Below are 651 nucleotides of genomic sequence, written 5' to 3'. Positions count from 1 at the left end.
GCACAGCAACAGCAGGAAGAACAAGGGTTACGGGAAAAACGTGAGCAAGCGCTGACACACCAGCAATGGCTGTCGCAAGAACGGCATCTACAACAGGACTTGCGCCACAAGCAGCAGCAAGCCGAGGCGGCCGAGCAGGCGCAACGTGACGCCGAGCCCGATCGATTACGTCTGGAACGTGACGAGCCCGCCGAAAAATTGCGTCCCTTGCTGCGCGAGTGCGAGCGTACTCAATTGGCACGGGTTGCTGCACAAACGCGGGAAACCGAGTTAGCCCAGCAGCACACCGCCAGCCAGACCGCACATCAGCAGCAACAGCAGTTGTTCCTGCAAGCGCAACAGGCACAGCAGCAACACAGTGCCGCGCGCCAGCAGGAAGAAACGCTGATCGAGCAACACGTCATACCGCTCGATCAGCACATCGCCCGTCAAGGGGAGCGCTGCGCCCAGCATCTCTCGGCGTTGACCCAAACGCAAACGCAGCGCGAGAACGAGCAGCAGCAACTGGCCGAGCTGCTTCGCCAGCGCGATACCTTGCAAACCCAGCGTGAAACCCGACTCCACTACCAGCAGCAGCATCCCCATCACCGTCACTGGAGCGGACAGCTCGGCGCGTGGCGTGCAGCATTCCACGAACAGCACCGCCCATCT

General features: G+C 61.3%; 1 pseudogene. It reads left to right on the top strand.

What is annotated here, in order from left to right:
- Window positions 1–651: pseudogene (locus J5224_RS33430) on the top strand (ATP-dependent dsDNA exonuclease); the annotation flags it as partial.

The organism is Candidatus Symbiopectobacterium sp. NZEC135, assembly GCF_025962695.1.
The sequence above is the reverse complement of the archived record's forward strand: the minus strand, read 5'-3'. Positions and strand labels throughout refer to the sequence as shown.